The organism is Castellaniella daejeonensis, from assembly GCF_039523555.1.
GTDB classification, from domain to species: Bacteria; Pseudomonadota; Gammaproteobacteria; order Burkholderiales; family Burkholderiaceae_B; genus Castellaniella; species Castellaniella daejeonensis.
In genome coordinates, this window is record NZ_BAAAFN010000011.1 from 118,582 (window position 1) to 143,275 (window position 24,694).

At 66.4% G+C, this 24,694-nt stretch carries 25 protein-coding genes; 3 read left to right on the plus strand and 22 right to left on the minus strand.

Annotated elements, in window-relative coordinates; genetic code table 11:
- Positions 1 to 42: 42 nt before the first annotated feature.
- From ABD022_RS07715 to ABD022_RS07730, 4 genes are all read right to left on the minus strand, one after another.
- Positions 43 to 1,203, minus strand: a complete 1,161-nt coding sequence (locus ABD022_RS07715) for an enoyl-CoA hydratase/isomerase family protein (RefSeq protein ID WP_343820751.1) — start codon at positions 1,201 to 1,203, stop codon at positions 43 to 45.
- Positions 1,200 to 2,354, minus strand: coding sequence for an acyl-CoA dehydrogenase family protein (locus tag ABD022_RS07720; protein ID WP_343820753.1), 1,155 nt, complete (start codon positions 2,352 to 2,354; stop codon positions 1,200 to 1,202). The genes ABD022_RS07715 and ABD022_RS07720 overlap by 4 nt, the downstream gene beginning before the upstream one ends.
- Before the next feature lie 239 nt (positions 2,355 to 2,593).
- The gene (locus ABD022_RS07725; RefSeq protein WP_343820755.1) at positions 2,594 to 2,911 is read right to left on the minus strand and encodes an RnfH family protein; all 318 of its coding nucleotides are present in this window, start codon (positions 2,909 to 2,911) and stop codon (positions 2,594 to 2,596) included.
- A gap of 1 nt (position 2,912) precedes the next feature.
- Positions 2,913 to 3,347, minus strand: coding sequence for a type II toxin-antitoxin system RatA family toxin (locus tag ABD022_RS07730; protein WP_343820757.1), 435 nt, complete (start codon positions 3,345 to 3,347; stop codon positions 2,913 to 2,915).
- Between the two features lie 68 nt (positions 3,348 to 3,415).
- Between ABD022_RS07730 and smpB the strand changes: the two genes are divergently transcribed.
- Entirely contained in the window at positions 3,416 to 3,880 is a 465-nt protein-coding gene (smpB, locus tag ABD022_RS07735; protein WP_343820759.1) for an SsrA-binding protein SmpB, read from the plus strand.
- Between the two features lie 49 nt (positions 3,881 to 3,929).
- Here smpB and ABD022_RS07740 read toward each other — a convergent pair whose 3' ends face one another.
- Complete coding sequence (locus tag ABD022_RS07740; RefSeq protein WP_425545207.1) at positions 3,930 to 4,958, minus strand: GlxA family transcriptional regulator; 1,029 nt, start codon at positions 4,956 to 4,958, stop codon at positions 3,930 to 3,932.
- Positions 4,959 to 5,077: 119 nt separating this feature from the next.
- Here ABD022_RS07740 and ABD022_RS07745 point away from each other — a divergent pair, with 119 nt between their 5' ends.
- Entirely contained in the window at positions 5,078 to 5,692 is a 615-nt protein-coding gene (locus ABD022_RS07745) for a cysteine hydrolase family protein (protein ID WP_343820762.1), read from the plus strand.
- 64 nt (positions 5,693 to 5,756) lie between these two features.
- Here the strand turns inward: ABD022_RS07745 and ABD022_RS07750 are convergent, their stop codons facing one another.
- Together ABD022_RS07750 and ppsA are read right to left on the minus strand one after the other, a co-directional pair.
- Positions 5,757 to 6,437, minus strand: coding sequence for a methylated-DNA--[protein]-cysteine S-methyltransferase (locus ABD022_RS07750; RefSeq protein ID WP_343820764.1), 681 nt, complete (start codon positions 6,435 to 6,437; stop codon positions 5,757 to 5,759).
- Positions 6,438 to 6,442: 5 nt separating this feature from the next.
- Positions 6,443 to 8,821: a phosphoenolpyruvate synthase gene (gene ppsA / locus ABD022_RS07755; RefSeq protein ID WP_343820766.1), complete on the minus strand. Its 2,379-nt coding sequence runs from the start codon at positions 8,819 to 8,821 to the stop codon at positions 6,443 to 6,445.
- 176 nt (positions 8,822 to 8,997) lie between these two features.
- Between ppsA and ppsR the strand changes: the two genes are divergently transcribed.
- Entirely contained in the window at positions 8,998 to 9,831 is an 834-nt protein-coding gene (ppsR, locus tag ABD022_RS07760; protein WP_325124734.1) for a posphoenolpyruvate synthetase regulatory kinase/phosphorylase PpsR, read from the plus strand.
- Here ppsR and ABD022_RS07765 read toward each other — a convergent pair.
- The 15 genes from ABD022_RS07765 to tsf all read right to left on the minus strand — a co-directional run bounded on the left by ABD022_RS07765 (position 9,825) and on the right by tsf (position 24,630).
- Positions 9,825 to 10,643 carry a TrmH family RNA methyltransferase gene (locus tag ABD022_RS07765; RefSeq protein WP_343820925.1) on the minus strand — a complete coding sequence of 273 codons (819 nt, stop codon included), beginning with the start codon at positions 10,641 to 10,643 and terminating at the stop codon, positions 9,825 to 9,827. The two genes, ppsR and ABD022_RS07765, sit on opposite strands and share 7 nt — an antisense overlap.
- A 14-nt stretch (positions 10,644 to 10,657) precedes the next feature.
- Positions 10,658 to 11,350, minus strand: coding sequence for a ribonuclease HII (rnhB, locus tag ABD022_RS07770; RefSeq protein ID WP_425545211.1), 693 nt, complete (start codon positions 11,348 to 11,350; stop codon positions 10,658 to 10,660).
- The gene (gene lpxB / locus ABD022_RS07775) at positions 11,337 to 12,560 is read right to left on the minus strand and encodes a lipid-A-disaccharide synthase (RefSeq protein ID WP_343820771.1); all 1,224 of its coding nucleotides are present in this window, start codon (positions 12,558 to 12,560) and stop codon (positions 11,337 to 11,339) included. The genes rnhB and lpxB overlap by 14 nt, the downstream gene beginning before the upstream one ends.
- Complete coding sequence (lpxA, locus tag ABD022_RS07780) at positions 12,557 to 13,357, minus strand: acyl-ACP--UDP-N-acetylglucosamine O-acyltransferase (protein ID WP_343820773.1); 801 nt, start codon at positions 13,355 to 13,357, stop codon at positions 12,557 to 12,559. Before lpxA ends, lpxB begins: the two co-directional genes overlap by 4 nt.
- Positions 13,354 to 13,806, minus strand: a complete 453-nt coding sequence (gene fabZ / locus ABD022_RS07785) for a 3-hydroxyacyl-ACP dehydratase FabZ (protein ID WP_291768721.1) — start codon at positions 13,804 to 13,806, stop codon at positions 13,354 to 13,356. Before fabZ ends, lpxA begins: the two co-directional genes overlap by 4 nt.
- Positions 13,806 to 14,951 (minus strand): UDP-3-O-(3-hydroxymyristoyl)glucosamine N-acyltransferase, encoded by a 1,146-nt coding sequence (gene lpxD / locus ABD022_RS07790; protein ID WP_343820777.1) that lies wholly within the window; start codon positions 14,949 to 14,951, stop codon positions 13,806 to 13,808. The genes fabZ and lpxD overlap by 1 nt, the downstream gene beginning before the upstream one ends.
- Before the next feature lie 6 nt (positions 14,952 to 14,957).
- On the minus strand, positions 14,958 to 15,464 hold the full coding sequence (locus tag ABD022_RS07795; protein ID WP_325124746.1) for an OmpH/Skp family outer membrane protein: 507 nt from the start codon (positions 15,462 to 15,464) through the stop codon (positions 14,958 to 14,960).
- Between the two features lie 111 nt (positions 15,465 to 15,575).
- On the minus strand, positions 15,576 to 17,939 hold the full coding sequence (gene bamA, locus ABD022_RS07800) for an outer membrane protein assembly factor BamA (RefSeq protein ID WP_325124748.1): 2,364 nt from the start codon (positions 17,937 to 17,939) through the stop codon (positions 15,576 to 15,578).
- Positions 17,940 to 18,006: 67 nt separating this feature from the next.
- Entirely contained in the window at positions 18,007 to 19,344 is a 1,338-nt protein-coding gene (gene rseP / locus ABD022_RS07805) for an RIP metalloprotease RseP (RefSeq protein WP_343820779.1), read from the minus strand.
- A 21-nt stretch (positions 19,345 to 19,365) separates the two neighbouring features.
- Positions 19,366 to 20,571, minus strand: coding sequence for a 1-deoxy-D-xylulose-5-phosphate reductoisomerase (locus ABD022_RS07810; RefSeq protein WP_325124752.1), 1,206 nt, complete (start codon positions 20,569 to 20,571; stop codon positions 19,366 to 19,368).
- 58 nt (positions 20,572 to 20,629) lie between these two features.
- Positions 20,630 to 21,472 carry a phosphatidate cytidylyltransferase gene (locus tag ABD022_RS07815; RefSeq protein WP_325124754.1) on the minus strand — a complete coding sequence of 281 codons (843 nt, stop codon included), beginning with the start codon at positions 21,470 to 21,472 and terminating at the stop codon, positions 20,630 to 20,632.
- 11 nt (positions 21,473 to 21,483) lie between these two features.
- The gene (gene uppS / locus ABD022_RS07820; protein ID WP_325124756.1) at positions 21,484 to 22,248 is read right to left on the minus strand and encodes a polyprenyl diphosphate synthase; all 765 of its coding nucleotides are present in this window, start codon (positions 22,246 to 22,248) and stop codon (positions 21,484 to 21,486) included.
- Between the two features lie 19 nt (positions 22,249 to 22,267).
- Positions 22,268 to 22,828 (minus strand): ribosome recycling factor, encoded by a 561-nt coding sequence (gene frr, locus ABD022_RS07825; RefSeq protein ID WP_325124758.1) that lies wholly within the window; start codon positions 22,826 to 22,828, stop codon positions 22,268 to 22,270.
- A gap of 8 nt (positions 22,829 to 22,836) precedes the next feature.
- Positions 22,837 to 23,553 carry a UMP kinase gene (gene pyrH, locus ABD022_RS07830; RefSeq protein WP_325124760.1) on the minus strand — a complete coding sequence of 239 codons (717 nt, stop codon included), beginning with the start codon at positions 23,551 to 23,553 and terminating at the stop codon, positions 22,837 to 22,839.
- Between the two features lie 201 nt (positions 23,554 to 23,754).
- Positions 23,755 to 24,630, minus strand: coding sequence for a translation elongation factor Ts (gene tsf, locus ABD022_RS07835; RefSeq protein ID WP_325124762.1), 876 nt, complete (start codon positions 24,628 to 24,630; stop codon positions 23,755 to 23,757).
- Between the last annotated feature and the right edge of the window lie 64 nt (positions 24,631 to 24,694).

The following is a 24,694-nucleotide window of genomic DNA, read 5'->3' on the forward strand; positions in this document are numbered from 1 at the left end:
CTGTATTGATGCGTGGAATTCTCGTGCAATGGAATTCTTCGTTCAGGCGCCCAGGTCAGCGAGCGGATGTGGATGCCCTGGGGGTTCTGCGGGGGCCATGAAACGCTGCACCCAGTCCGCCGTGGCCTGTTCGTGCGTGGCTGGGTTCCAGCGGGGATTTCTGTCCTTGTCGATCAGCAATGCGCGGATGCCTTCGCGGAAGTCCGGCTCGGCGCAACAATGCAGCGAAGCGGTGAATTCCATCCTGAAGGTCTCGGCCAGGGACTGATGCCGCGCCCGGGCCAGCAAGGTGTGGCTGAGGCGGGCCGAGCCGGGCGAGCCCGCCAGGAACGTTGCGGCCGCCCGGGCCAGCCAGGGATCGGGGTCGTTTTTCCAGACGGCAATGGCAGCGGCGATCTCGAGGAAATCGGCGCGGCCGCAGGCCTGGCGAATGGCATCGGCGTGGCGCTGCAGCGGGCCGGGCTCGGGCGCCGGTGCCTGGCAAGCATCGAGAACTGCATCAACCTGGGCTGCATGGCGAACCGGATCCGCAGCCCAATCCACATCTGCCAGCGCAGCCAGCAGCGCGTCGGGTTCGCCCGCGTCGCAGATTCTGTCGGCCAGACCATAATGCAGGCAATCACCGGCGCCCAGCTGCGCACCGGTGAAGGCCAGGAAGGTGCCTATGCCGCGCGGCAGGCGGCTGAGCATCCAGGTGCCGGCCACGTCGGGATACAGGCCGATGGTGACTTCGGGCATGGCGAAACGCGTGGCGCCGGTGACGATGCGGTGGCTGGCGCCCAGCATCAGCCCCACGCCGCCACCCATCACGATGCCGTCCGCCCAGCACAGTACGGGCTTGGGATAGCGATGGATGAGATGATCCAGCCGGTATTCGGTTTCGAAGAACTCGCGGGCCGGCACATTGGCCCAGGGGTCACCAGCCCGACTGTCGAGCATGGCGCGGTACAGGGCATGCAGATCGCCCCCGGCGCAGAAAGCCTTGCCGCCGGTGCCTTTCAGCATGATGGCGACCAGCCGATCGTCGGCGGCCCAGGCTCGCAGCCGGGCATCCAGCAGCCGGCACATGGGCAGGGACAGGCCGTTCAGGGTCTTGGGGCTGTTCAGCGTGGCCACGCCGATGAGCCTGCCACCGTTGGCCGGGATTTCCCGGAACAGCACCGGATCCTGGCCGGCGGATTCGGTCATCGCGGTTGCGCTCATCGCAGGTCGGCCTCCTGGGTGAGGATGTGGCGCGCCACGATCAGGCGCATGATTTCATTGGTGCCTTCCAGGATCTGGTGCACGCGCGTGTCGCGCACCAGCCGTTCCAGCGGGTAGTCCTTCAGGTAGCCGTAGCCCCCATGGATCTGCTGCGCATCCAGGCAGGACTGGAAGCAGAGGTCGGTGGCCAGGCGCTTGGCCATCGCGCAATAAGCGGTGGCCTGGGGGTCGCCTTCATCGAGCTTGCAGGCTGCCAGCCGCACCATCTGGCGCGAGGCGACGATGTTGGCCAGCAGATCGGCCAGCTTGAACTGCAGCGCCTGGAAATCCGCCAGGGGACGGCCGAACTGGCGGCGTTCGCCCATGTAGCGGCGCGCGGCCTCGTAGGCGCCCTGGGCGGCGCCGACCGAGCAGGTGGCGATGTTGATGCGCCCCCCATCCAGACCCTTCATGGCGAAACGGAATCCTTCGCCTTCCTCGCCGAGGCGGTTTTCCACCGGCACTCTGACGTTCTCGAAAGTGATCGGACGCGTGGACTGGCTGTTCCAGCCCATCTTGTTTTCCTTGCGGCCGTAGGTGATGCCGTCGCTGTCAGCGGGCACCACGAGGGCCGAAATGCCGCGCGCACCCTCGCCGCCCGTGCGGGCCATGACCACCAGGACGTCGGTGTCGCCAGCGCCCGAGATGAAGGCCTTTGCGCCGTTCAGCACATAGTGGTCGCCTTCGCGGCGGGCACTGGTCGTGAGCGATGCGGCGTCCGAACCCGATCCAGGTTCGGTGAGACAGTAGGATGCGAGCTTCTCGCCGCTGGCCAGCAATGGCCCCCAATGGTCGCGCACCCCGGGCTGCGCCCAGGAGCCGATCATCCATGTGGCCATGTTGTGGATGGTGATGAAGGCGGTGGTGGACGGATCGATCGCGGCCATTTCCTCGAATACCAGCGTGGCATCGAGGCGCGGCAGGCCCAGGCCGCCGATCGATTCGGGCGCATACATGGCGCAGAATCCGAGTTCTCCCGCCTTGGCGAAGGCTTCGCGGGGGAAGATGTGCTCCTCGTCCCACTGCGCGGCGTAAGGGGCGAGTTCCCCTTGCGCGAATTCACGGGCGGCCTGTGCAAAGGCCTGCTGCTCCTCGGTGAGGCGAAAATCCATGGTGCGTGTCTCCGGATCTTGTATGGGGCTGTCGCGGCATGCTCGTGGCGCCGCCCGACGCGGTCCGGCCCGGGTAAGGGCCGGCCGATGCGCCGCAGGCTTAATGTAGCACTTCGAAGGCCTGCTTCCGTGCGGCCCGCCCACCTTAGCGCAGCCATCGCGGCGCGGCTGTCGCGCACGCGACAATCGCCGCCGGCGCACACAGGGCGGCGGCACGCTTCGCCGATTCGTCCGGCTGATTACTGGTTTCGCGGCACGTTCGCTTTTGCGTGGCGCCGCCCCGACTCTCGGCGGTGCGCCGCGCGGCGGCGGCGAGATTCCAGGGGATCGAAGACCAGCGGCCGGTACAGTTCGACGCGATCATCTTCCCGCAGCATGCGGCGCGCATCGCAACGTTCGCCATACACGCCCAGGGCAGGCGGATGATCCGTGAATTCCGGGAACTCCCTGGCAAAGCTGCTCAGGGCCAACGCCTGGCCCACGGTCGTCCCTTCGGGCACGTCCAGCGCCTGTTGCCACAGGCGGGTGGGTGCGGCAAAAGCGAGATGTATCCTCAATTCAGCCCCCATAGACGGCATGGGCGCGCTGTGTGAAGGAATCGATGAAGCTGGTGGCAATCCGGTTGAAGACCGGACCGACCACGGCCGAAAGCGCGCGGCTGGAGAAGGTGTATTCCATGGTGTAGAGCACCTTGCAGCCGTCGCCTCCCAGGGGTTGAAAGGCCCAATGCCCGGTCAGGCTGGAAAAAGGCCCGTCCACCAGATGGAAGACGATCTTGTGCGGATATTCGTGGTCGTTGCGCGTGGTGAAACTCTGGCGAATGCCGGCGAAATGGATCTGCACCGTGGCCTGCATGCCCTGCTCGTTGCGCCACTGCACCTGGGCGCCTCCGCACCAGGGCATGAATTCGGGGTAACGCCCGACGTCGGCCACCAGATCGAACATCTGTTCGCAACTGAACGGAACGAGAACGGAACGCTGGATCGCAGGCATCGGCAAGATATCGGTTAGGCTAGAATGATTGGATTTTACATTTTCAGTTCCTGCCTTGGTCCGACCCCATGAGTATTGTCGAAAATCGCAAAGCCACCCACGATTACTTCATCGAGGAGCGCTTCGAGGCCGGGCTGGTGCTCGAAGGCTGGGAGGTCAAGGCCATCCGCGCCGGCCATGTCCAGTTGAAGGAAAGCTACATCATCGTGCGCGATGGCGCCCTGTGGATCCTGGGCATGCACATCAGCCCGCTGCCCACGGCCTCCACGCACATCCATCCCAATGCCACCCGCACGCGCAAGCTGCTGCTGCACGCCCAGGAAATCAGTAAGCTGATCGGCAAGGTCGAGCAACGCGGCTATGCCCTGGTGCCGTTGAACCTGCACTACAAGGGTGGGCGCATCAAGCTGGACTTCGGTCTGGGACGCGGCAAGAAACTGCACGACAAGCGCGACACCCAGCGCGACAAGGACTGGGCACGTGAGAAAGAGCGCTTGATGAAGCACGACACCCGTAGCCGCAAGGGGGAATGAGCGCCCGTCCGGTGCGCCGTCTGGCGACGGGCCTGGCTGTTTCGCGTCCTCAAGAACCGCGCGAGGCCTGGAAAGCCCGCCGATAGGCCGTGGGCGTGGTGCGCAGGCGGGCGCGGAAATGCTGCCGCAGCGACAGGGCGGAACCGAAGCCGGCCGCCTGGGCCACCGCATCGACCGGCAGGACGCCGCCCTCCAGGAGTTCGCGCGCCCGCGCCAGACGCAACGCCAGCAGCCATTGCTTCAGCGACGTGCCCGTGGCCTGCTGGAAATGGCGGGTGAAACTGCGCCGGCTCATGGCCGCGCGTGCGGCCAGCGAATCGATGGTATGCGGTTCTTGCACATGAGCGGCGGCCCAGCCCAGTACACGCGCCAGCCTGCCTTCGCCGGCGCTGGCCGGCATCGGGCGCTCGATGAACTGGGCCTGCCCCCCGTCCCGATGCGGCGCGACGACCAGTCTCCGCGCTGCGCGGCTGGCGGCCCCGACCCCGCCGAGCCGGCCCAGCAGGTGCAGACAGCAGTCCAGCCCGGCGGCGACCCCGGCGGAAGTCAGCACCCGACCCTCGTCCACATACAGCGCCTCGCGTTCGACCCGGATGCGCGGGTGGCCCCTGGCCAGCCGGTCGGCATAGGCCCAGTGGGTCGTCGCGCGCAAGCCGTCCAGCAACCCCGCCTGGGCCAGAGGGAACGCGCCCAGGCACAGCCCCACCAGGCCCGCCCCGCGTTCGCCGGCAAGACGCAAAGCCCGGATCAAGGCATCCGGGGCAGGACGGCAGTCGTCGTGCCAGGTGGGCACGATCACCCAATCGGCCCGCTCCAGTTCCGTCAGGTCATGTTCGGGGGTGATCGAGAATCCCCCCGTCGTCCGCAACGGCGGCGGGTCGACGGCGCATACCCGTACATCGAAGCCCATGACGTCGCCGCCAGCGCCCGACTTGAGGCCGAAGACCAGCGAAGGCACGGACAGATGAAATGGCGTCATTCCATCAAAGGCCACGACGGCGATCCTGGGCACGGCCGCGCCGGCGCCGTCCGCGTCGAGTGGTTTTGCCTCATGAGCGGCTGAATCAAAATCCTGCATGATGGCCCGATTTTATCGAATCATGTATTCCAGGCCAATACCGGCCTGCGTCAGCCGCCGCCACAATGACGCATCGGCCCGAAAACGGGACGCTTCCACCCACTCTATTGGAGTTCCTCATGTCCGCCACCCCTCGCCGCGCCCTGCTCGTCATTGACGTCCAGAACGAGTATTTCACCGGGAATCTGCCCATCGCCTACCCTCCTGCGGAAGCCTCGCTGCGCAACATCGGCCTGGCCATGGAAGCCGCCCGGGAATCCGGCATTCCGGTCGTTCGGGTGTTGCAACACAGTCCCGCGGGCGCGCCCTTGTTCGCGCCGGATTCGGAAGGGCGGCAACCGCATCCGGCCCTCGCAGGGCATCCTGTGGCGCACACGGTTCACAAGACCCGCGCCAGCGCCTTCCTGGGCACAGATCTGGCCGACTGGCTGGCCGCGCGCGATATCGATACTGTGACGGTCGTCGGCTACATGACGCACAATTGCGACGCGACGACGATCTTCGACGCCCAGCACTGGGGGCTCGGCGCGGAGTTTCTGTCAGACGCCAGCGGCTCCCTCGCCTACCGGAACGCGGCGGGCGAGGCGAGCGGCGAGGAGATTCACCGCGTGTTCTGCACCGTGTTCCACTCGAACTTCGCGGCGGTGGCGACGACGGCCTCATGGATCGAGGCCATCCGCGCAGGCCGGGCGCTGGAAAAGGGCAATATCTTCCTGTCGAGCCGCGTCCGCTGACCATCCTGGTTTGATGGTGTCAGACCTGTGACGCGACGGCCGCCCGTTTCCGGGCGACCGGCGCTCAGCGGATGGTGAAACCCTCGATTGCCAGCAGACGGGCCTTGCGGTCGAGGCCGCCGCCGTAGCCGTTCAAGGTGCCATTGCGGGCCAGGATGCGGTGGCAGGGGATGATGATGCTGATGGGGTTGCTGCCCACGGCCGAGCCGACAGCGCGGCCATGGCCGGCCCCCAGGCCCGCGCGCGCGGCCAGTTCGCCATAGGACAGGGTCTCGCCGCAGGGCACTGTCAACAGGGCGCCCCACACCGTTTGCTGGAAAGCCGTGCCCCGGGGCGCCAAGGGCACCTCGAAGACCTTGCGTTCGCCGCGCCAGTACTCATCCAGTTCGCGGCGGGCCTGCTCCAGCACCGCCAGAGCGCTGGCAGGCGTGTCTTCACTGAGCGGATGCAGCGCTGCCGTTTCCGCCTGCAGCGCATCCCAGGACGGCCCGGCCGCCTCGTTGGCGTCCGGGAAAAGCGTTCCGCTGCGGTCAGCCGCCTGTCCCCGCACAGCCCTGAACGTGCGGATCGCCCGCCCGCCCTGCAAGCCCGCTGTCGGATCGGACACTACCTTTGCGGCGGCCTGCACTCCGGGAACACGAGGCAAGTCCCGCTGGTCCGTGAAATAAAGGCCCAGCAGGCTGGTTTCGTCCGATTCCAGGAGGATCGGCCCCAGGGGAGACGGAATCAGTGCATGAAACGGCATGCCCGTCAGGCGGCGACCTTCGTGTCGGCCAGGCGCTGCCAGGTGTCGACCACCGTGTCCGGGTTCAGTGACATGGACAGGATCCCCTCGTCACGCAGCCACTGGGCCAGGTCGGGATGGTCGCTGGGGCCCTGGCCGCAGATGCCGACGTACTTGCCGGCCTTCAGGCAGGCCTGGATGGCACGGCGCAGCATGAACAGCACCGCCGGATCGCGCTCGTCGAAGTCGGCGGCAAGCAGTTCCATGCCCGAATCCCGGTCCAGCCCCAGGGTCAGCTGGGTCATGTCGTTCGAGCCGATCGAAAACCCGTCGAAGAACTGCAGGAACTCGTCGGCCAGGATGGCGTTGGTCGGGACTTCGCACATCATGATCAGGCGCAGGCCATTCTCGCCGCGCTTCAGGCCGTGCGCGGCGAGCAGGTCGACCACGCGCTCCGCCTGGCTGAGCGTGCGCACGAACGGCACCATGATCTCGACGTTGGTCAGGCCCATTTCGTCGCGAACCTTCTTCAGGGCTTCGCATTCCATGCGGAAGCACTCGGCGAAATCCTCGGAGATATAGCGCGACGCACCGCGGAAGCCCAGCATCGGGTTTTCTTCCTCGGGTTCGTAGCGCGAGCCGCCCACCAGCTTGCGGTATTCATTGGATTTGAAGTCGGACAGGCGCACGATGACCGGCTTGGGATAGAAGGCCGCGCCGATGGTGGCCACGCCTTCGGCCAGCTTTTCCACGAAGAAGGCGCGCGGGCTGGCATAGCCCCGGGCGGCGGACTCGACGGCTTTCTTCAGGTCGCTGTCGACGTTCGGATAGTCCAGGATCGCCTTGGGGTGGACGTTGATGTTGTTGTTGATGATGAATTCCAGGCGCGCCAGGCCGACGCCGCCGTTGGGGATCTGGGAGAAGTCGAAGGCCAGCTGCGGGTTGCCGACGTTCATCATGACCTTCAGGCCGATGTCGGGCATTTCGCCCCAGCGGACTTCCTCGATCTCGGTCTCGATCAGGCCATCGTAGATGCGGCCTTCGTCGCCTTCCGCGCAGGACACGGTGACTTCGCGGCCGTTGGCCAGCACATCGGTGGCGTCGGCGCAGCCCACCACGGCCGGGATGCCCAGCTCGCGCGCGATGATGGCGGCGTGGCAGGTGCGCCCGCCTCGATTGGTGACAATGGCCGAGGCCAGCTTCATGACCGGTTCCCAGTTGGGGTCGGTCATGTCGGTGACCAGGATGTCGCCGGGACGCACCTTGTCCATCTCGGAAGCGTCGGCAACGATGCGCACCGTGCCCGAGCCGATCTTCTGCCCGATGGCGCGGCCGGTGACCAGGACCTCGCCGGTCGCCTTCAGGCGGTAGCGTTCCTGGACGTCGTGGTGGCTCTGCTGCGACTTCACGGTTTCAGGGCGTGCCTGCAGGATGTACAGTTTGCCGTCCACCCCGTCGCGGCCCCATTCGATGTCCATAGGACGCCCGTAGTGCGACTCGATGATGGTGGCATAGCGGGCCAGCTCGATGATCTCTTCATCGGTCAGGGAATAGCGATTGCGTTCCGAGGCGGGCACTTCGACCGTGCGCACGGCATGGCCGGAGACACGCTGCTCGTCGAATTCCATCTTGATCAGCTTGGAGCCGATGCGACGGCTGATGATGGGGTAGTGGCCCGAAGCCAGCGTGGGCTTGAAGACGTAGAACTCGTCCGGGTTGACGGCGCCCTGGACGACAGTCTCGCCCAGGCCGTAGGACGAGGTGATGAACACCACGTCCTTGAAGCCGGACTCGGTATCCAGGGTGAACATCACGCCCGCGCTGCCCTTGTCCGAACGCACCATGCGCTGGATACCGGCCGACAGGGCGACTTCGGCATGCGCATAGCCCTTGTGCACGCGGTAGGAAATCGCCCGGTCGTTGTACAGCGAGGCGAACACGTGGCGGATCTTTTCCAGCACTTCATCGATGCCGACCACGTTCAGGTAGGTTTCCTGCTGGCCAGCGAAGGATGCGTCGGGCAGGTCTTCGGCGGTGGCCGACGAACGCACGGCGAAGGAGCCCTTGCCGTCGGCATCCAGCGCAGCGAAGGCGCTGCGGATGGCCTGCTCGAAATCGGCCGGGAACGGGGTGTCGATCACCCACTGGCGGATCTCGGCGCCGGCAGCGGCCAATTCGCGCACGTCGTCGGCGTTGAGTGCGTCCAGGCGGGCCTTGATGCGCGCATCCAGCCCCGTGGATTTCAGGAAATCACGGAAGGCTTCGGCGGTGGTCGCGAAGCCGCCCGGCACGCGAACCCCTGCGCCGGCCAGCTGGCTGATCATTTCCCCTAGAGAAGCGTTCTTGCCTCCTACCGAGTCCACATCCGTCATGCGGAGCTGCTCGAACGATACGACATACGACATGGTGTCACCTTTAAGATAGAGAAAGCATGTTTGCCCGGCGTACGCAGCATGCGGGGGGGGTGCCCGCAAGCGCTGCGCGATGGCGTGCGCCCGGCAAACCAGCCTTGCTCCGGATTCGGGTGACTGGTAACCTTCGCGGATTGTACCGTTTCTGACGCTTGGTGGTTCAACAAACCATGACCGACTCCCCCATCGAACGCCCGGTGTTCATTGTCTCCGACAGCACCGGGATCACCGCCGAGACTTTCAGCCATGCGGTGCTTTCCCAATTCGAGGAAGTCGCGTTCCAGTCGGTGCGTCTGCCCTTCATCGACTCGGTGGAAAAAGCCGACGCCGCCGCGCGGCGCATCACCCTGCAGGCCGACCGCGGCGGCCCGCCGCCGCTGGTGTTCAGCACCCTGGTGGATTCGGAAATCGCCGATCGCATCCGGACCGCCCCTTGCGTCTTCCTGGACCTGTTCGGCTCCTTCGTCCATCATCTCGAAGGCGTTCTCGGCGTGAAGGCCAGCCGCTCGGTGGGCCGTTCGCACACCAATGGCCTGAGCAAGCAATACAACAACCGCATCGAAGCCATCAATTTCAGCCTGGCCCACGACGACGGCCAGTACGTCCAGGGGCTGGAGCAGGCCGACGTGATTCTCGTGGGTGTCTCGCGCTGCGGCAAGACGCCCACCAGTCTCTACCTGGCGATGCAATACGCAGTCAAGGCCGCCAACTACCCGCTGATCCCCGAGGATTTCGACCGGGGCGCCCTGCCCGCCACCCTGCTGCCCTACCGGCGCAAGCTGTTCGGCCTGTCGATCCAGCCCGAGCGGCTGGCCGAAGTCCGCAACGAGCGCCGGCCCAACAGCATCTATGCCTCGCTCAAGCAATGCCGCCAGGAAGTGGCCGACGCCGAACGTCTGATGCGCATGGAAAACATCCCCTGGCTCTCCACCACCACCCGCTCGATCGAGGAAATCTCCACGAAGATCCTCGACGAGGTCGGCCTGGACCGGACGAGCTACTGAGCCTTTTCCCGCCGCGCCGAACGCACCTTGACGGCGGCCACCAGTTGCTGGCGCCGTTGCTCGAACAGGCAGATGGCCGCGGCGGCGGCTACGTTCAGGGATTCGACCGCTGCCGACTGCGGAATATGGACCCGCCAATCGGCCCGGGCCAGGAGTTCGTCCGATACGCCCTGCCCTTCGTTGCCGAACAGCCAGACGCAGGGCTGCCGCAGATCCTTCAGATACAGCAGTTCGGCTTTCTCGAGCGTTGTGGCGGCCAGCGGGACATCCAGACGGTGGGCCAGGGCCGCCAGGTCGGCGTGTTCATGGATGTCCAGCGCAAAATGCGCCCCCTGGCCGCTGCGCAGGACCTTGGGCGACCAGGCCGAGGCGCAGCCATCCGACAGATAGGCTTGCCGCAGGCCCGCTGCCGCTGCCGTGCGCAGCAACGTGCCCAGGTTGCCCGGGTCCTGGACCCGGTCCAGCCACAGGCTGCCGCCCGTGATGTGGGACGGCAGCGCCGGCACGGGAGGTTCCACGATGAAGAACACGGCCGGACCGTGCTCGACCTGGGACAGGACGGAGGCCAGGTTGTTCTGCAGCACGATGCGGCGGCCCTGGGCGCACGCCTGCCAGAGCGGTCCGATCCAGTCCAGCGACAAAGCGGATTCACCCACCACCAGTACCAGTGGTGGTCCTTTGTGCTCCAGCCAGGCGCGGCACAGGTGCTCGCCTTCGAGGATGATGCGGGTATCGCGCCGACCCGGCCTGCCCTGTGCCAGCCGCAGCCAGGCACGGTAGTCGGGATTGTCGCGCGAAGCGATGTGGCGCACGGGAACGGATGCGGTCATGCGGGATCCTTGCGCTGGGTTTCCGGTGCACCGGCGGCAGGAGCCGCCCCGCGCCCGGGGTCATCCAGCAGACGGCGGACAGGCGCGAAGCCGCGCCGGTGCTCGGGGCACGGCCCGAATTCGGCCAGACGGGCCATATGCAGCGCGGTGCCGTATCCCTTGTGGCGATCGAAGGCGTATTGCGGGTAGCGTGCGTGCAAGTCCTGGCAGCAGGCGTCGCGCGCGGTCTTGGCCAGGATGGAAGCGGCGGAAATCGCCGGCTCCAGGGCATCGCCTCCCACGAGTGCCCGGGCGCTGCATGGCAGCCCCTTGGGCAGGCGGTTGCCATCCACCAGGATCAGCGCCGGCGCCGTCGGCAGCGCCAGGCAGGCCCGCCGCATGGCCAGCATCGTTGCCTGCAGGATGTTCAGGCGTTCGATTTCTTCGACGCTGGCATGGGCGACCCCCCAGGCCAGCGCCCGTTCCCGGATCTGGCCGGCGAGAAATTCCCGGCGTTCGGGAGTGAGTTTCTTGGAATCGTTCAGGCCCTCGATGGGCCGATCCGGGTCCAGGATGACGGCGGCGGCATAGACCGGCCCGGCCAGCGGCCCCCTGCCCGCTTCGTCCACGCCGGCGGTCAGTGTCCGGCCGGAAGCCGCGGCATCCGCATCGCTGCAAGCCGGCGTATTGAACAGATCAGGCTGCGCCACCATGGCTGACATCCAGTATGGCCTGCGCCGCCAGGCCGGGCGTGTCGCGGCTGAGGGTTTCATGCAGCGCCGTGAAGCGCCGGGTGATGCGTTCGGCCAGCGCGGCATCGGTCAGTGCAGCCCAGGTGTGTTCGGCCAGGGCCTGCGGCGTGGCGGCTTCCTGCAGCAGTTCGGGCACGACGAATTCACGTTCGAGAATGTTCGGCAGGCCGACCCAGGGCAGGCTCGGCGCATCCTGGCCGGATTTCCAGGCCATGATGCGGCGCATCCAGGGCGTGATGACGTAGGAGATCACCAGTGGCCGCTTGAAGAGCGCCGCCTCCAAAGTGGCCGTGCCGCTGGCTACCAGCACGGCATCGGCCGCCTCCATGACATGCCAGGCAACGGGCCACTCGGCCGTGTCCAGCCCGTCGGCGCGCGTCGCCATGCCTTGCCCCGCCTCGGGCAGTGCCGCCAGGACCCGGCAGCCGGGCACGGGATGCTGCGCCAGAATGGCCTCGAACTGCGCGCGGCGCTGCGGATTGACCACCGGAACGACGATCTGCAGGTCGGGATCCTGGCGCACCAGGATCTGTGCGGCCTGCAGGAAGCGAGGCGCAAGCAGGCGGATTTCCGATTCCCGGCTGCCCGGCATCAAGGCCAGCACCCGGCTGCCGGGTTCCAGGCCCAGGCGCGCCCTGGCGGCCGCCCGGTCGGGTTGCGCGGGAATCAGCTCGGCCAGGGGGTGGCCCACGTAGGTCACCGGCACGCCCTGCTCGCGGTACAACTCGACCTCGAAGGGAAACAGCACCAGCATGTGCGACACCGCGCGGCGGATCTGGTGGATGCGCTCGAAGCGCCAGGCCCAGATGGACGGGCCGACGAAATGCACGGTGGGGATGCCCGCGGCGCGGAGTTTTTCTTCCAGGCGCAGGTTGAAGTCGGGCGCATCGACCCCCACGAACACATCCGGCCGCCACTCGAGGGTGCGCCGGCGTGTGTCGCGCCAGGTGCGGATCAGGCGCGGCGCCTGGCGCAGCGCATCGACATAGCCGAACACGGACAATGCGTCCATGGGGTGCCAGGCCTTGAAACCCGCCCGCGCCATGGCCGGGCCGCCGATGCCCATGGCTTCGGTTTCCGGGTCGCGCGCCTGCAGGCCGCGCAACATGCGCGCCGCCAGCAAGTCGCCGGAGGGCTCACCGGCCACGATGGCGGCGGCAAAGGTCATGGCCGGGCGATACCTCGGCTGGAGGCACGCAGGAAATCGATCAGGGTCTGGACGGCGGGGGCTTCGGCGGGGCGCTCGGCCTGGAGGCCTTCCAGGGCCTCGATGGCCTGTTCCACGTTCAGCTGACGCCGGTAGAGGATCTTGTAGGCATCCTTGAGCGCCTGGATGTCGGCCGGGGTGAAGCCTCGCCGGCCCAGGCCCTCGGCGTTGATGCCGACCGGACGGAACGAATCGCCGGCGCCGATCATGTAGGGAGGCACATCCTGGCGCACCGAGCTGGTGCCGCCGATCATCGCGTGCGCGCCGATGCGCACGAACTGGTGCACCGCCGACAGGCCGCCCAGGATGGCCCAATCGCCGATATGGATGTGGCCGCCCAGCTGGACGCTGTTGGAAATGACGATGTGGTTGCCCAGCTGGCAATCATGGGCGATGTGGACGTAGGCCATGATCCAGTTGTCGTCGCCCAGCCGGGTGGTGCCCGCGTCCTGGACCGTGCCGGTGTTCACGGTCACGAACTCGCGGAATGTATTGCCTGCGCCGATTTCCAGCGCAGTGGGTTCGCCCGCGTACTTCTTGTCCTGGGGAATGCCGCCGATGGAGCAGTAGCGGTAGAAATGGTTGTCCGGACCGATGACGGTGTGCCCGTCGATCGAGCAGTGGGGGCCGATGCGGGTGCGCGCGCCAACGCGAACATGTTCTCCGACGATGCTGTAGGGGCCGACGACGACGTCTTCGCCCAGCTCTGCACCCGGCGCAACGAGGGCCGTGGGATGGATCTGTGCCGCTCCCATCATTCCTCCAGGATACGCACCGCGCACATGATCTTGGCTTCGGCGGCGATCTGGTCGCCGACCTTGGCCACGGCGGTGTACTTGCAGATCGAGCGGCTGAGCTTGTCGGCCGAGACTTCCATGCGCAACTGGTCGCCAGGCACCACCGGCCGGCGGAAGCGGGCGCCGTCCACGCCGACCAGATAGTAGGCGATCTTGGTACTGGCCAGGTTCGGTGCGCCGGCATCGGCAAAGGAGAACAAGGCCGCGGCCTGAGCCAGCGCTTCGATGATGAGGACGCCGGGCATCACCGGATGGTGGGCGAAGTGCCCCTGGAAGAAGGGCTCGTTGTAGGTGACATTCTTGATGGCGACGATGCTCTTGCCCGGGTCCATTTCCAGGACGCGGTCCACGAGCAGCATCGGCTGCCGATGCGGCAACCGTTCCATGATGTCTTTGATATCGAGTTCCATTATTGTGTGTCCTGCTTGTGGTTCATCGGCTGGCCGGACACGCCGGCAATGCCTTGTCGTTCCGCGGCGCGCAGCCGCTTGCGCAATTGCGCGAGCTGGCCGATCACGGCTGCATTATGTTGCCAGGCGCCATGTTCGGCCACAGGAAATACCCCCGTGTAGCGGCCCGGCTTGAGAATGTCGGAAGTCACCGCGGTGCCGCCCGAGATGTGCACGTCGTCGCCCAGGGTCAGGTGGCCGCCGAACATCGCGGCCCCGCCGATGACGCAACGCTGCCCCATGGTGGTGGATCCGGCCACGCCCACGCAGGCGGCCATCGCGGTGTGATCGCCGATCCGGCAGTTATGGCCGATCATGATCTGATTGTCCAGCTTCACGCCGTTGCCCAGCACCGTGTCCTCGACCGCGCCGCGGTCGACCGTGGTGTTGGCGCCGATTTCCACATCGTCGCCGATGCGCACGCCGCCCAGTTGGGCGATCTTGGCCCAGGCGCCCGGCGTGCGCGGATCGGGGGCAAAGCCGAAGCCATCGGCGCCCAGCACCACACCCGAATGCAGAATGACCCGGGCACCGACATGCACGCCATGGTAGAGCGTGACGCGGGCATGCAACAGGCTGTCGGGGCCGATGGTGCTGCCCGCACCGATGACGCAGCCCGCGCCGATGCGCACGCCGGCCGCCAGGCGGACCCCCGATTCGATCACGGCCAGTGGACCGATGTGCACGCCGTCGGCCAGTTCGGCATCGTCGGCAATCACCGCACTGGGATGTATGCCCTTGGGCAGGCCGGCCTGGCGATGGCGGTCGAACCACTGGGCCAGCAGCGCATACATCAGATAGGGCTGCGGGCACAACACCGCCGCCCAGAGCGGCTGCGCATCGTGCCGGGCGCAGTAGGCATCCCAGTCCTGCTGACGCAGGATGACGGCCGCCGCGCCGCAATCATCCAGCTGGGACTGCAGGCGGGGATTGGACAGAAAACTGATTTCGGACCGGCCCGCCGAGTTCAGGGAGCCGATGCCGGCGATCTTCAGCGAGCCCGCATCCGGGACACCCACGATGGAGCACCCCAGCCCGACCGTATCGGCTGCCCGCAGAAGCTCGGACAATGCGGGTGCCCGATCGGGCGCGAGCAGCACAGGCATCGGAAATCAGCCGCCCAGGGCGTTGATGACCTGATCGGTGATGTCCACACGCGGGCTGACCGTGACGGCGTCCTGGATAATCAGGTCGTAATTCTGCTGCTCGGCGATCTTCTTGATCGCGGCGTCGGCCTTTTCCACAATGGCGGAAAATTCCTCGTTGCGGCGGCGGTTGAAATCTTCCTGGAATTCACGGCGCTTGCGTTGCAGGTCGGAGTCCATGTCCTGGAGCTTGCGCTGACGCTTGATGCGCTCGGCCTCGGACAGCACGGGGGCGTCCTTGTCGAGCTTCTGGGCTTCGGAACGCAGGCTGTCGGACAGGCGTTGCAGTTCCTGGTCGCGCTTCTTGAATTCGGCTTCGATCTTGGCCTGAGCCGCCTTGGCGGGCTTGGAATCGCGCAGGATGCGTTCCGTGCTGACGAAACCGATCTTCGTGCCCTGGGCATAGGAAGGTGCGACGAACAGCGCCCCCAGGCCCACGGCTGCCGCCAGGGCCAGCGCCCGGTGGCTACGCATGGCGCGTTGCGCCAATGTTGAAACATTCAGACCTGAAACAAACATGATGATGAATCCACCTAGGATCAAAGCAGCTACAAAAGGGGTTATTGTGCCATCAAACGCAGGGAATCAGAAACCCGTCCCGATCTGGAATTGGAAGACCTGCTTCTGGTCGCCTTCCTTGGCATTGAGGGCACGCCCGAAGGACAGCTGCAGCGGCCCCAGGGGCGATTCCCACGACAGGCCCAGGCCGGCGGAATACTTCCAGCCGCAGGGATCGGCGACCTGGCCGTACTGGCCGTTGGCGCAGGCCGAGCCGTCGGTGGTGGAGATCTGACCGACGTCCGAGAACATGAACCAGCGCAGGGTGCGGTCGCGCGAGGCGCCGGGGAACGGCAGGTACAGCTGCACGTTGCCCACGATGCGCCTGGAGCCGCCCAGGTAGGTGTCGGTCAGGGTGTCGCGCGGCCCCAGGGACGCGCCTTCGTAGCCGCGCACCGAGCCGATGCCGCCCGCGTACATGTTCTTGATGACCGGGAAGGGCTTGCCGCTGCTGCCGTAGGTCTTGGCCCAATCCACCTGGCCGTTCAGGGCCAGGGTGAAGGAACGACCCAGGGGCCAGTAGTACTGCTGCTGGCCGCTGAGCTTGTAGTAGCGCAGGTCCAGGGTGGAAATGTCGGCGGATACGCGGGTGTAGCTGCCGCGATGGGGGGCCAGTGCGCTGTCGCGGGTGTCCTTGGCCCAGCCCAGGCTGAAGATGGCGGCATTGGTGGTGTCGCCGTAGTCGTCGACGAAATTCTGGTAGGCCAGCGGCGCCGGGTTGGTGCCCGTGCGGCGGATGTCCTTGAGGGAATTGCGCTCGTAGGTCACGCCGGCGAAGATGCGGTCCACCTCGGAGATCGGTACCCCGAAGTTCAGGCCCAGGCCCATGGATTCGACCGTGTACCAGCCGGTGGAGCCGCTGTCGGCGACGTCGTAAGGCGTCGTGCGCCGGTAGTACAGGGACGTGGTCTTGCTGATGCCGTCCTGGGTCCAGTAGGGGTTGGTGTGCGAGATCACCGCGGCGCGGTTGGTCTTGCTGGTATTGACGTTCAGGGACAGGGAATTGCCGCTGCCGAACACGTTGTCCTGGCTGATCCCGGCCGACAGCATCAGCTTGTCGGTGGTGCCGTAGCCCACGCCCAGGCTGATCATGCCGGTGGGCTTTTCCTTGACGTCGACATTGACGTCCACCTGGTCGGGCGAACCCGGCACGGGTTCGGTCTTGACGTCCACCTCGGTGAAGTAGCCCAGACGGTCGATGCGCTCCTTGGATGTCTTGATGCTGGAGGAATCGTACCAGGCGGCTTCCTGCTGGCGCATTTCGCGGCGCACGACCTCGTCGCGGGTGCGGGTGTTGCCACCCACGTTGATGCGGCGCACGTAGACGCGGCGGCCCGGGTCGACGTAGAAGGTGAGCTTGGCGACATGGTTGTCGCGATCCAGGACCGGACTGGGATTCACGTTGGCGAAGGCGTAGCCCAGCGACCCGAGGTAATCGGTGATCGATTTCGCCACGGCATTGGTCTTTTCCGCCGAGAAGGTCTCGCCTTCCTTCACGGTGACCAGCGGCTGGAGCTTGTCTTCGAGGCCGAGCAGATCGCCGGCAAGGCTGACCTCGCCCAGCTTGTACGGCTCGCCTTCGTGCAGGGTCATGGTGATGTAGATGGCCTTGCGATCGGGCGAGATCGACACCTGGGGGGGCTCCATGGAAAATTCCAGGTAGCCGCGGTCCAGGTAGTACGAACGGATGCGTTCCACGTCGCCTTCGAGCTTTTCGCGCGAATACTTGTCGGTGCCCGTGTACCAGGTCATGAAGCCGCCGGTGGTGAGCTCCATCTGGTCTTCGAGCGTGCCGGCGGAGAAGGCCTCGTTGCCGATGAATTCGATCTTGTCGATGGTGGCGACGTCGCCCTCGAAGATATCGAAGCTGACCCCGACCCGGTTACGCTCCAGCGGCGTGATCACGGGGCTGATCTGAACGCCGTACTTGCCCTTGGACAAGTATTGCTGTTTCAGCTCGAAGACCGCGCGATCCAGCATTGCCTGGTCGAAGATCCGGCCCTGTCCGAAACCGACCTGCGCCAGGGATTTGGTCAAGGCCTTGGCATCGAATTCGCGCATGCCGTTGAAGTTGATCGATGCGATCGTGGGCCGCTCTTCGACGGTGACCACCAGCACGTTGCCCTGCGCATCGATCTTGACGTCGTTGAAGAAGCCGGTGCCGTAGAGCTTCTGGATCGCGGCCGCAGCCTCTTCCTGGGTGAAGGTCTGGCCGACTTTGACGGGCAGATAGGTGAAGATCGTGCCCGGATCGACACGTTCGATCCCCTTGACCTGAATATCCTGAACCACGAAAGGCGTGAAGGCCGCGGCGATGGCGGGGGTGAGCAGAGTCGCCAGCATCAGGGGAATGGCACGCTTGATCAGACGAAAATTCCGGGGAGACGACATCCTGGCAATCCTATTTGGCCGTAGAGGAACACGCTTGAGCGATGCGCGATTGTAAGTCACAACTTCATCAACTGAAAAGCCGCGAAAAATCGTTGAACAGAGCCAGAACCATGAGGCCCAGCACGACCCCGAGGCCCAGTCTCAGGCCCACGTCGCGTGCCCTGTCCGACAGGGGCCGGCCACCGCGCAAGGCCTCGATCAGATAGAACAGCAGGTGGCCGCCGTCCAGCATCGGGATGGGCAGCAGATTCAGCACGCCGATGCTGATGCTGATCAGCGCCAGGAAGCCCAGGTAGGATTCCAGGCCGATGCGGGCGGTCCGGCCGGCATACTCGGCGATCGTAACCGGACCGGTGACGTTTCGCCAGGACACATCGCCCAGGACCATGCGGCCCATCATGCGCAGCGTGAGCAGGCTCATGTCGGCCGTGCGCCGAACCCCCTGCCACACGCTGTCCAGCGGACCCAGGCGTACCAGCACCTGGGGCCGTTCCGCCTGGATCAGGGCGCCGATACGGCCGATCGTGCGGCCGTCCTCTCCGGTTTCCGGCCGGGGCGTCACCGACAGCGAGACCCGGGCGCCCTGGCGCAGCACGGTCAGGCGCAGTGGCTGGCCGGCATGCGCCTGGACGGTGCGCACGAAGGCTTCGACAGAGGGCCGATCCAGGTCGCCGGCCGCGACGATCCGGTCGCCGGCCTGCAGGCCGGCCTGTTCGGCGGCGCCGCCCGGCACCAGTTCGCCCGCCACCGGATAAGGAGCCTGCAGCGACAGCCCGGCCGCTTCGAGCGGATCGGGGTCATTGGGCGCCACGTCCCGGGAAGGCAGCTCCACGGTTTCATCGCGCACGGTGCCGTTGGCCGATTCCAGGGTCAGCGCCACGCGGCCGCCCAGCGACAGGGGTCCGGCCAGCCGCCAGCGGGCCTGGGGCCAGGATGCGACGGGATCCCCGGCGACGGCGCGCAGCACGTCGCCGTCCTGCACGCCCGCCAGGGCCGCAGGCGTGCCTGCCGGCGGAGCCGCCAGCACGGCAGCCGGTTCCTGTGTGCCCCACAACCCCAGGAAGGCATAGATCAGGACGGCCAGCACCAGGTTGGCGACGGGGCCGGCAGCCACCACGGCAGCGCGCCGTGACAGCGGCTGGGCGTTGAATGCGGTGCGGCGCGTGACTTCGTCCGCATCCGGCGGCGCCTCGTCGAGCATTTTCACGTAGCCGCCCAGCGGGATCGCCGACAGTGCCCATTCGGTGCCATGCCGGTCCCTGCGGCGCAGGAGCACCGGACCGAAACCCACGGAAAAGCGCACGATGGACACGCCAGCGCGCCGCGCCACCCAATAGTGGCCCAGCTCATGGAAAGTAATGAGCAGGCCCAGGGCAAGAACAAAGGCGGACAGGGTCAGCAGCATGGGAGCGGTGTCGGAACGGGATCAGCCGGCATGGCAGAAACCGGCTGCGACGCGACGTGTGCGCGCATCCAGGTCGAGGATTTCCGCCAGGGAGGACGGCGTCTGGGTGCCATGCGCCACCGAGTCGTCGAGACAACGCTCGATGATGGACGGTATCTGGGTATAACGGATACGTCCGTGCAGGAACCCGTCCACCGCGACCTCGTTGGCCGCGTTCAGGGCAATGCAGGCGCCCTGCCCCTGGCCCAGCGCATCGAAGGACAGCCGCAGGCAAGGGAAACGCACCAGGTCCGGCGGTTCGAAATCGAGGCGCCCCAGACGGGCAAGCTCGAGCAGGCCGACACCGCCGTCGATGCGGTCCGGATAGCCAAGACCGTAGGCGATGGGCGTGCGCATGTCGGGCTGGCCCAGTTGGGCCAGGATGGAGCCGTCCAGGTATTCGACCATGGAATGCACGACGCTCTGGGGATGGATCACGACCTGGATGCGTTCCATCGGCATGGAAAACAGCCAGTGTGCCTCGATGACTTCCAGCCCTTTGTTCAGCATGGTGGCCGAATCCACGGAAATCTTGCGGCCCATGCGCCAGTTGGGGTGTGCGCAGGCCTGATCGGGGGTGACTGTGTCCAGCTGGTCCAGGGCGGTGCGGCGAAACGGCCCGCCGGAGGCCGTGAGCAGCAGCCGGCGCACACCCTTGGCGGGGCTGGATGGCGCGCGCGACCGGTCCGCCGACTGGGGCAGGCACTGGAAAATGGCGTTGTGCTCGCTGTCGATGGGCAGCAGCTCGGCGCCTGATTCGCGCACGGCCCGCATGAACAGGCTGCCTGCCGCGACGAGCGCTTCCTTGTTGGCCAACAGGACCCGTTTGCCGGCCCGGGCTGCCGCCAGGGCGCCGGGCAGCCCGGCGGCGCCCACGATGGCGGCCATGACCGCGGTGACCTCGGGATCGGCTGCCGTATCGGCCAGCGCCTGGCTGCCCTGGCGGATTTCCGGCAAGGGGCGGCCAGCCGGCCATGCGGCCACGAACCGGGCCCGGGCGGCATCGTCGGGCACGACCACCACGCGGGCCGCATGGCGCGCCGCCTGCTCGGCCAGCGCTTCGATCCTGCTATGGGCGCTCAGGGCATGGACCGAGAACCGGTCCGGATGGCGCGCCACCACGTCCAGGGTGCTCACGCCGATGGAGCCGGTCGATCCAAGGATGCAGAGGCGTTGCTGGACAGACATGGACTGAACCCGTGATTGCGGAAAGACTGAAAGAGCGCCTGGCAGGCGCAGACGGACCCTAGAGCCCGGCCATCAGCAGCAGCGCGGCGGCCGGCGCCACCGGCAGCACCGCATCGATGCGATCGTACACGCCGCCGTGGCCCGGCAGCAGCTGGCTGGAATCCTTGACCCCCGCGCGGCGCTTGAGCAGGGACTCGAACAGATCGCCGATGATGGACCACGCCGCCAGCACCACTGCGGCCACGATCAGCCCCACCCAGCCGATGCGTGCCAGCAGCAGGCCCCCGAAGCTGCCCGGCCACCAGAGAGCCGTGGCGGCCAGCCAGACGGTGGCCGCCAGGATGCCTCCGGCCGCGCCCTCGATCGTCTTGCCGGGACTGACGCGTGGTGCGAGCTTGCGGCGCCCCAGGCTGCGGCCGGCAAAGTAGGCAGCGATGTCGGCGGCCCAGATCAGCGCCCACAGACTGATGAGCGTGGCCGCGCCGTGCCGCAGGAATACCCAGGCCAGCGCGTACCAGGTGGCGGTCAGCACCAGGAAACCGGCCAGGACCAGCATGCCCGGACGGCAGGTATCCGGCACCCGGGCGCGCACCACTGCGGCGGGGGCCAGGGTCAGCCAGAACAGCACGGCCAACGGCAACAGGAACGAACCGAAGGCGGTTTCCAGGGCAGGCTGGCCGTCGACCAGCAGGCGCGACAGCGGCACCAGCACCAGGACAGCCAGCACGGCACCGCCCCAGCGTACGGCGGCATCGTCCTGCACCAGGCGCAGCCATTCCCACAGCGCGCAGCCGGTCATCAGCCCGAGCAAGGCCAGCATCGGCCAGGGCATGGACGCAGTGACCGCGGCCGCCACGATCAGCAGCAGGACAATGGCGGTGAGAATGCGCTGGCGCAGCATGAAGAATCCCTTTAGATGGCGCCGCGCAGCTGGGCGCTGGTGCGGCCGAAGCGCCGTTCGCGGCCCCGGTACCATTCGAAGGCACGGTCGAGCTGCTCGGCGTCGAAATCCGGCCACCAGCAGTCGGTGAAATACAGTTCAGTATAGGCCAGCTGCCAGATCATGAAATTCGAGATCCGCTGTTCCCCGCCGGTGCGGATGAACAGATCGGGTTCGGGCGCGTAGGCCATGGCCAGCCAGGGCGACAGTGCGGCTTCGTCCAGGGCCTCGGGATGTTGCGCGAGTTCGGGCCGGGCAGCCAGCAGCGAACGGGTGGCCTGCAGAATGTCCCAGCGGCCGCCGTAGTTGGCAGCGATGGTCAGGGTCAGGGCGGACCGGTCCGCGGTGCGCCGTTCGGCGTCCTGGATCAGGCCCCGCAGGTGCGGGTCGAAGGCCGACAGGTCGCCCACCACGCGCAGGCGCACGCCCTGGGTTTCCAGGCGATCGACTTCTTTTTCCAGCGTGCGCACGAACAGGCGCATCAGCAGGGAGACTTCCTGGGCCGGACGACGCCAGTTCTCGGAGCTGAAGGCGAACAATGTCAGGTAGCGTACGCCGCGCAGCCCGCAGGCCTCGACGATGCGGCGCACGGCCTGCACACCGCGCACATGCCCCGCCGTGCGGGGCAGCTTCCGCTGGGTGGCCCAGCGACCGTTGCCATCCATGATGATGGCGACATGCCGGGGCATGTCCCCGGTTTCGGGAATGGCCAGAGTGGAAGAAGGAGTCTCGATCATACGCCGTGGCGTCGCGCGGCTAGACCGTCATGATCTCGGCTTCCTTCTGGGCGACGAGCTTGTCGATTTCGGCCACGTAGCGGTCGGTGAGCTTCTGCACCTCGTCCTGGCCGCGACGGTCTTCGTCCTCGGAAATTTCCTTGTCCTTGAGCAGTTTCTTCAAGGCTTCGTTGGCCTCGCGACGCAGGTTGCGCACGGCGACCTTGGCGTCCTCGCCCTCGCTGCGCACGACCTTGGTCAGGTCGCGGCGGCGTTCCTCGGTGAGGGCCGGCATCGGCACGCGGATGTTGTCGCCCATGGCGATGGGGTTCAGCCCCAGATCGGACTCGCGGATGGCCTTCTCGACCGGGCCCGCCATCGATTTTTCCCAGACCTGCACGCTGAGCGTGCGGGCGTCGATCACGGTCACGTTGGCGACCTGGCCCACCGGCACGGGAGAGCCGTAGTATTCGACTTGCACGTGATCCAGGATGCCTGCATGGGCGCGGCCCGTGCGGATCTTGGCCAGGCTGGCCTTCAGGGACTCGATGGATTTGCCCATGCGCTCGTCGGCCGAGCGGCGAATGTCGGAGAGACTCATGAGGATTCCTATACCTGAACCAGGGTGCCCTCGTCCTCGCCGCAGATGGCGCGCCGGAGGGCTCCCGGTTTGTTGATCGAAAAGACCTTGATCGGCAGCTTCTGGTCGCGGCACAGCGCGAACGCCGTGGCGTCCATGACTTCCAGGCGGCGCACGATCGCTTCGTCGAAACTGATGCTCGAATAGCGCGTCGCGCTCGGATCCTTGTTGGGATCGGCACTGTAGATGCCATCGACCTTGGTGGCCTTGAGGACGATTTCGGCGCCGATCTCGGCACCGCGCAGCGCAGCGGCCGTGTCCGTGGTGAAGAAAGGATTGCCGGTGCCGGCCGCGAAGACGACGACCTTGCCTTCCTCGAGATAGCGCAACGCCTTGGGGCGGATGTAGCGCTCGACCACCTGGTCGATGTTCAGGGCGGATTGCACCCGGGCATCGACGCCATGGTTCTTCAGGGCATCCTGCAGTGCCAGCCCGTTCATGACGGTGGCCAGCATGCCCATGTAATCGGCCGTGGCCCGGTCCATGCCCTGGGCGCCCGGCGCCACCCCGCGGAAGATGTTGCCTCCGCCGATCACCACGGCCAGCTGCACCCCGAGGGACACGACGCCGTGGATTTCCTCGGTCATGCGGAGTATGGTCGCGCGGTTGATGCCGAAGGCATCGCCGCCCATCAGAGCCTCACCCGAGAGTTTCAGGAGAACGCGCTTGTAGGCAGGAGTGGACATGCAGGGTTCCTGGATGGAGAAATGATCGGAGCGTAGGGCGGCACGGATGCGGGGGGCTGAAGCCCCCCGGCAACGGGTACGCGCAAACCCAGGCCCGTCATGCAGGACGCAAACTGCGGCGACAGCCTAGCCATCGCAAAGGTCTGCAACGCTGCATGGCGAGTCCGGGCGCGATGCCATCGTACCCGAAATCAGCCTGAATCAGGAACCGCTGGCGGCGGCGGCGACTTCCGCGGCGAAGTCCTCGGACTTCTTCTCGATGCCCTCGCCCACCACGAACAGCGCGTAGCGATTGATGCGGGCACCCTTTTCCTTGAGCATCTGCTCGACGGACTGCTTGTCGTTCTTGACGAAAGGCTGCGACAGCAGTGTGACTTCCTTCAGGAACTTCTGCACGGAGCCTTCGACCATCTTGGCGACGATCTCGGCCGGCTTGCCGGATTCGGCGGCCTTCTGCTCGGCCACGGAGCGTTCGGCGGCGATCAGCGCGGGGTCCACGCCGTCGGCATTCAGGGCGCGCGGCTTGGTCGCGGCGATGTGCATCGCCAGGTCCTTGCCGATTTCATCGGCGCCGGCGAAATCGACCAGCACGCCGATGCGGCCGCCGTGCACGTAGCTGTTCAGGCTGTCCACGGTATCGAAACGCTGGAAGCGGCGCACCGACATGTTCTCGCCGATCTTGCCCACCAGGCCGGCACGCACGGATTCGACGGTGCCGTCACCCAGGGCGCAGGCGTTCAGCGCTTCCAGGTCGGCCGGGTTGCGTTCGGCGACGATGCGGGCCAGGTCGTTGACGAAAGCGATGAAATCATCGTTCTTGGCAACGAAGTCAGTTTCGCAGTTGACTTCCACCAGCGCCCCGCTCTTGCCGTCGGCGGCGATATGCAGACCGATCAGCCCTTCGGCCGTGATGCGGCCGGCGGCCTTGGAGGCCTTGCTGCCCAGCTTGACGCGCAGCAGTTCCTCGGCGCGAGCCAGGTCGCCCTCGGCCTCGGTCAGGGCCTTCTTGCATTCCATCATGGGCGCGTCGGTCTTTTCGCGCAGTTCCTTGACCATGGCGGCGGTGATTTGAGCCATTGTGTTCTCTCCTGATCAATCAATGCGCGCGCCGACAAGGGGCGCGCGACGAACCCGCCGCCCG

Coding starts and splice junctions, on each gene's coding strand:
- ABD022_RS07715 (WP_343820751.1), bottom strand. CDS start 1,203: ATGAGCGCAACCGCGATGACCGAATCCGCCGGCCAGGATCCGGTGCTG.
- ABD022_RS07720 (WP_343820753.1), bottom strand. CDS start 2,354: ATGGATTTTCGCCTCACCGAGGAGCAGCAGGCCTTTGCACAGGCCGCC.
- ABD022_RS07730 (WP_343820757.1), bottom strand. CDS start 3,347: ATGCCTGCGATCCAGCGTTCCGTTCTCGTTCCGTTCAGTTGCGAACAG.
- smpB (WP_343820759.1), top strand. CDS start 3,416: ATGAGTATTGTCGAAAATCGCAAAGCCACCCACGATTACTTCATCGAG.
- ABD022_RS07740 (WP_425545207.1), bottom strand. CDS start 4,958: ATGCAGGATTTTGATTCAGCCGCTCATGAGGCAAAACCACTCGACGCG.
- ABD022_RS07745 (WP_343820762.1), top strand. CDS start 5,078: ATGTCCGCCACCCCTCGCCGCGCCCTGCTCGTCATTGACGTCCAGAAC.
- ABD022_RS07750 (WP_343820764.1), bottom strand. CDS start 6,437: ATGCCGTTTCATGCACTGATTCCGTCTCCCCTGGGGCCGATCCTCCTG.
- ppsA (WP_343820766.1), bottom strand. CDS start 8,821: ATGTCGTATGTCGTATCGTTCGAGCAGCTCCGCATGACGGATGTGGAC.
- ppsR (WP_325124734.1), top strand. CDS start 8,998: ATGACCGACTCCCCCATCGAACGCCCGGTGTTCATTGTCTCCGACAGC.
- lpxB (WP_343820771.1), bottom strand. CDS start 12,560: ATGACCTTTGCCGCCGCCATCGTGGCCGGTGAGCCCTCCGGCGACTTG.
- lpxA (WP_343820773.1), bottom strand. CDS start 13,357: ATGATGGGAGCGGCACAGATCCATCCCACGGCCCTCGTTGCGCCGGGT.
- fabZ (WP_291768721.1), bottom strand. CDS start 13,806: ATGGAACTCGATATCAAAGACATCATGGAACGGTTGCCGCATCGGCAG.
- lpxD (WP_343820777.1), bottom strand. CDS start 14,951: ATGCCTGTGCTGCTCGCGCCCGATCGGGCACCCGCATTGTCCGAGCTT.
- ABD022_RS07795 (WP_325124746.1), bottom strand. CDS start 15,464: ATGCGTAGCCACCGGGCGCTGGCCCTGGCGGCAGCCGTGGGCCTGGGG.
- bamA (WP_325124748.1), bottom strand. CDS start 17,939: ATGTCGTCTCCCCGGAATTTTCGTCTGATCAAGCGTGCCATTCCCCTG.
- rseP (WP_343820779.1), bottom strand. CDS start 19,344: ATGCTGCTGACCCTGTCCGCCTTTGTTCTTGCCCTGGGCCTGCTCATT.
- ABD022_RS07810 (WP_325124752.1), bottom strand. CDS start 20,571: ATGTCTGTCCAGCAACGCCTCTGCATCCTTGGATCGACCGGCTCCATC.
- ABD022_RS07815 (WP_325124754.1), bottom strand. CDS start 21,472: ATGCTGCGCCAGCGCATTCTCACCGCCATTGTCCTGCTGCTGATCGTG.
- uppS (WP_325124756.1), bottom strand. CDS start 22,248: ATGATCGAGACTCCTTCTTCCACTCTGGCCATTCCCGAAACCGGGGAC.
- frr (WP_325124758.1), bottom strand. CDS start 22,828: ATGAGTCTCTCCGACATTCGCCGCTCGGCCGACGAGCGCATGGGCAAA.
- pyrH (WP_325124760.1), bottom strand. CDS start 23,553: ATGTCCACTCCTGCCTACAAGCGCGTTCTCCTGAAACTCTCGGGTGAG.
- tsf (WP_325124762.1), bottom strand. CDS start 24,630: ATGGCTCAAATCACCGCCGCCATGGTCAAGGAACTGCGCGAAAAGACC.